We start from the raw sequence: 3,539 nt of genomic DNA on the forward strand, positions 1-3,539 counted from the left end.
ATCCCGCCTGCCATGCTCCCGCTCCTCATCCGCCGCGAATTGCGCGCCAGCCTGCGCAACCCGCAGACCCTGCTGCAACCCGTGCTGTTCTTCATCCTCACCATCTGCCTCTTTCCGCTCGCCAGCGGCGCGGACAACGACGCCCTTGCCCGCATCGCCCCGGCGGCGCTGTGGATTGCGCTGCTGCTCGCCGCGCTTTTGGCGAGCGAACAGCTTTTCGCCGAAGACTACGCCGACGGCACCCTGAGCCAGGACCGCATCCACCTGCCCGAATTGTGGCAACTGCTCGCCGCCAAACTCACCGCCGCCTGGCTGCGCTTCACCCTGCCGCTGCTCGCGGTATTGCCGCTGCTCGCGATGATGCTGCACATTCCGGCGACGAAAATGCCCGCGCTGGCGGCGCTCTTGGCACTCGGCAGCCTGCCGCTGTTGCTGGTTGGCACACTCGGCGCGGTGCTGACGCTGGCACACAGCCACGGCACGTTTTTGCGCTTTCTCATCGTTGTGCCGCTGTACATTCCGGTGCTGATTATCGGCGTCACCGCCAGCCACGACAGCCTGCTTGGCCTCGCCATCAACGGCCACTACGCGCTGCTCGGCGCGTTTAACCTGTTCGCGCTTATCACCATTATCCCGTTCGGTACGCTGGCAATCCGCGCGCAGGGGTTGCCTTAACTTTCAAGGAAACACCCATGACCGACCCCATCTTCTCATGGCTGCAAAGCCGCCTTTCGCCCGCAGCCCTCGCGCAAGTGCGCGCCAGCGGCAAAGCGGCGCTGCCTTACCGCTTGCATCCGGCGCACGATTTGGCGGCGACCGCCTCGCGCGTTGGCGGCATCGGCTACTGGCCAGAAGAGCGCGATTACCCGCGCAATGCCGCCGGGCAACCGCTGGCGCTGCTGGCGCAGTTCAACCTCGGCGAACTGCCACCCGGCGCGGCGCAGGCGCTCGGTTTGCCGGAAAGCGGCCTGCTCGCCTTTTATATCGACCCGCAAAGCGACCTCTATGGCGCGCATTTTGACAACCCGCGCGACGCCAGCGGCTACCGCTGTGTGTACTTCGCCGACACCGCCGCGCCGTCGCTCACCCGCGACGCGCAACGCGCGCTGTTTAGCGCTGCTGCCTTCCCCTATCTTGATGCAGGCGGTGATGATGATGGTGATGACGACGATAACGGTGATGACGATGACGGCGCCGTATCGGCACTCTGGCAGTATGTGTATGACATTCTCGACAGCAAAGCCGCCGCACCTGAAGCAACACCGCCCGCCGCGGCGGAACAACAGGACGACCCGCTGCGCCCGCCCGCGTGGGAGGGCTTCCGTATGTGGTTGCAACAAGCCAACCTGTTCATTCACGCGCTGGATGATGCCGCCCTGAATCGCCGCTGGACGGCAGAACTCACCGCTTTTGCCGCCGGACTGCCCGCGCATCTGGCGCACCTCGCCCCCCTCAGTTTTAGCCACGCCCTCAAAACCCTGCACGCTGCTTTCCCGCAGACCGCCGCATACCTTGCCGCGAGTACCGACCCGCGCGCCGCACAATGGGCAGAAGGCATTTACGACGCCCAATCCCGCTTCTTCGCAACTTGCTGGGCGGCAGACCCGGCTGCGGAAATCCGTGCCTGGATGACGCGTCATGCCGCCGTGGCCGCGCATATCGGCGACGATACCCTTACCCGCCTGTGGACGGCGGCGGCAAACGCATGGCATGGCAAAGAAGCGGCACTTGCCCGCCAACTGCAAGCATTGCACATCGGCAGTATTGACGCCCTGCACGAGGCGCTCACCGCAGAGGGCGCGCCCTTTGCCGCCTGCCAGCGCCGCATTGAGGCGTTAGCGCAAGAACTGCCCGGCGATGAATATTTATGGCAGCCGCAGATGGATGGCGTGCCGCCGTTATTTTGGCAGGACTTTGTTGCCGAAAACCGCTGCGCCACCGCGCGCAGCCGCGAGAAGCTGCGCCGCCTGAGAGAAGCTATGGAAGCGTGCGAACAGCGCTGGCAGGCGGAGAAAAATGACGCGCCCGCGACAGCCGCCGCCCGTGAAGCTGGCGGGGCGGACGCTGGCGGGCAGCTTGCCGACTGGTACGAAAATATGCGCGATCCCCTGATGAATACCATCGCCCGCGCCAATGCCGACAGCGACCCGGCGGAACAGGCAGCGATGCGGGCGGTTATCGGCCAGTTTCTTGCTGCTTTCGATGCTGACGTTGCCGCCGAAAACCACGGCGAGTTGACACAACAATGGCAGGCAGAACGCCCGCGCGTCGCCGCGTTGCAGGTCGCCAGCCCGTACCAGTTAAGCGTCGCCGTGCCGTTGCAAATGCCGCGCAGCCTCACGCTTTGGCAGCAGCGTCACCACGCGATGCCGCCCGCCTGGCAGGTGATTGACGCCGCCCTGCCGCGCGAAGAGGACTGGTTTCACCCGGTGGACGGCGAATACGCCGTTGCCTGGCAGCCGCTCACCACCCGCTACCTGTTGCGCGACAACGGCGAATTTACCCGCCACTACGGCTCGGAGCAGCCACAATGGCTGGGCGAAAACGGGCTGGATGCGTGGGAGCTGGAGCAGCTGCTTGACGAACACCAGTCAAACAACACCCTCGGCGGCGACCCGTACTTCACCCAATACGACCCGCGCGATGCGGGCGACGACGATGTGCTGCTGTTCCAGCTTGATAGCGCCGGACATGACAGCGGCGTGGAAGTCTTGTGGGGCGACAGCGGCATCGGTATGTTTTTCCTCCGCCCCGCCGACCTGCGCGCCCGCCGCTTTGAACGCGCGTGGTTTTACTGGGATTGTTGCTGAACCGCAGATAGCAAGAACCCCGCTGTTGCGGGGTTTCTTGTCGGGAAGTTATGGCGGGGTGTCTGCCCGGGCGGCCATTTTCAGAAAACGTAGGGGCGGTTAGCGACAGCGTAACCGCCCCGCAAATGCCGCTGTTTACAACAACGGACTCACCAGGCGCACGCAGCGTTCGATGAAGCGCTGCACGCGGCGGCGCTGTTGCCATTTTTTCAGCGATACCGCTTCGCTGTCCTTGAGGTAGCCATCCAGCAGCGCGCCGATGGCGGCGACGGTCTCCGGCGTATAGACCGCGAGGCTCAGCTCCAGGTTGAGGTAGAAGCTGCGCATATCCATGTTCACCGTGCCGAAGAGGGCAAAGCGCCCGTCTATCACCACCGCCTTGGTGTGCAGCAGGCCGCCGTCGTACATTTTCAGGCGCACGCCCGCGTCCAGAAGCGGCTGGTAGTAGGCGCGGCTGGCGTAGCGCACCAGGCGCGAATCGACGCGGCGCGGCAGGATGAGCACGACTTCCACGCCCCGGCGCGCGGTGATAATCAGCGTGTTCAGCAGCGCTTCGTCCGGCACGAAGTAGGGCGTGCTGATGACGACGCGCTCCTGGGCGACGTTGAGCGCGTTGCAGAGGACGTCGTAAACGAGTGCGGTGTCGCCGCCCGGCTGCGACGGCACCACTTGCAACTGGCTGCCACCGCTTGCGGGCGCGCGCGGCGGCATTTCATCGACGTAGCCGTT

At 64.9% G+C, this 3,539-nt stretch carries 3 protein-coding genes; 2 read left to right on the top strand and 1 reads right to left on the bottom strand.

Annotated elements, in window-relative coordinates; all coding sequences use genetic code 11:
- On the top strand, positions 1–675 hold a 675-nt coding region (locus Q0349_RS09190; RefSeq protein WP_298080575.1), incomplete at its 5' end, for a heme exporter protein CcmB.
- 17 nt (positions 676–692) lie between these two features.
- Positions 693–2,810 carry a DUF1963 domain-containing protein gene (locus Q0349_RS09195; protein ID WP_298080576.1) on the top strand — a complete coding sequence of 706 codons (2,118 nt, stop codon included), beginning with the start codon at positions 693–695 and terminating at the stop codon, positions 2,808–2,810.
- A gap of 135 nt (positions 2,811–2,945) precedes the next feature.
- On the opposite strand, the gene Q0349_RS09200 is transcribed toward Q0349_RS09195, so the two are convergent.
- Positions 2,946–3,539, bottom strand: a 594-nt coding sequence (locus tag Q0349_RS09200; RefSeq protein WP_298080577.1) for a phospholipase D-like domain-containing protein, incomplete at its 5' end; no start/stop codon positions are given.

The sequence above is a fragment of the uncultured Cardiobacterium sp. genome, from assembly GCF_938028185.1.
Lineage (GTDB): Bacteria > Pseudomonadota > Gammaproteobacteria > Cardiobacteriales > Cardiobacteriaceae > Cardiobacterium.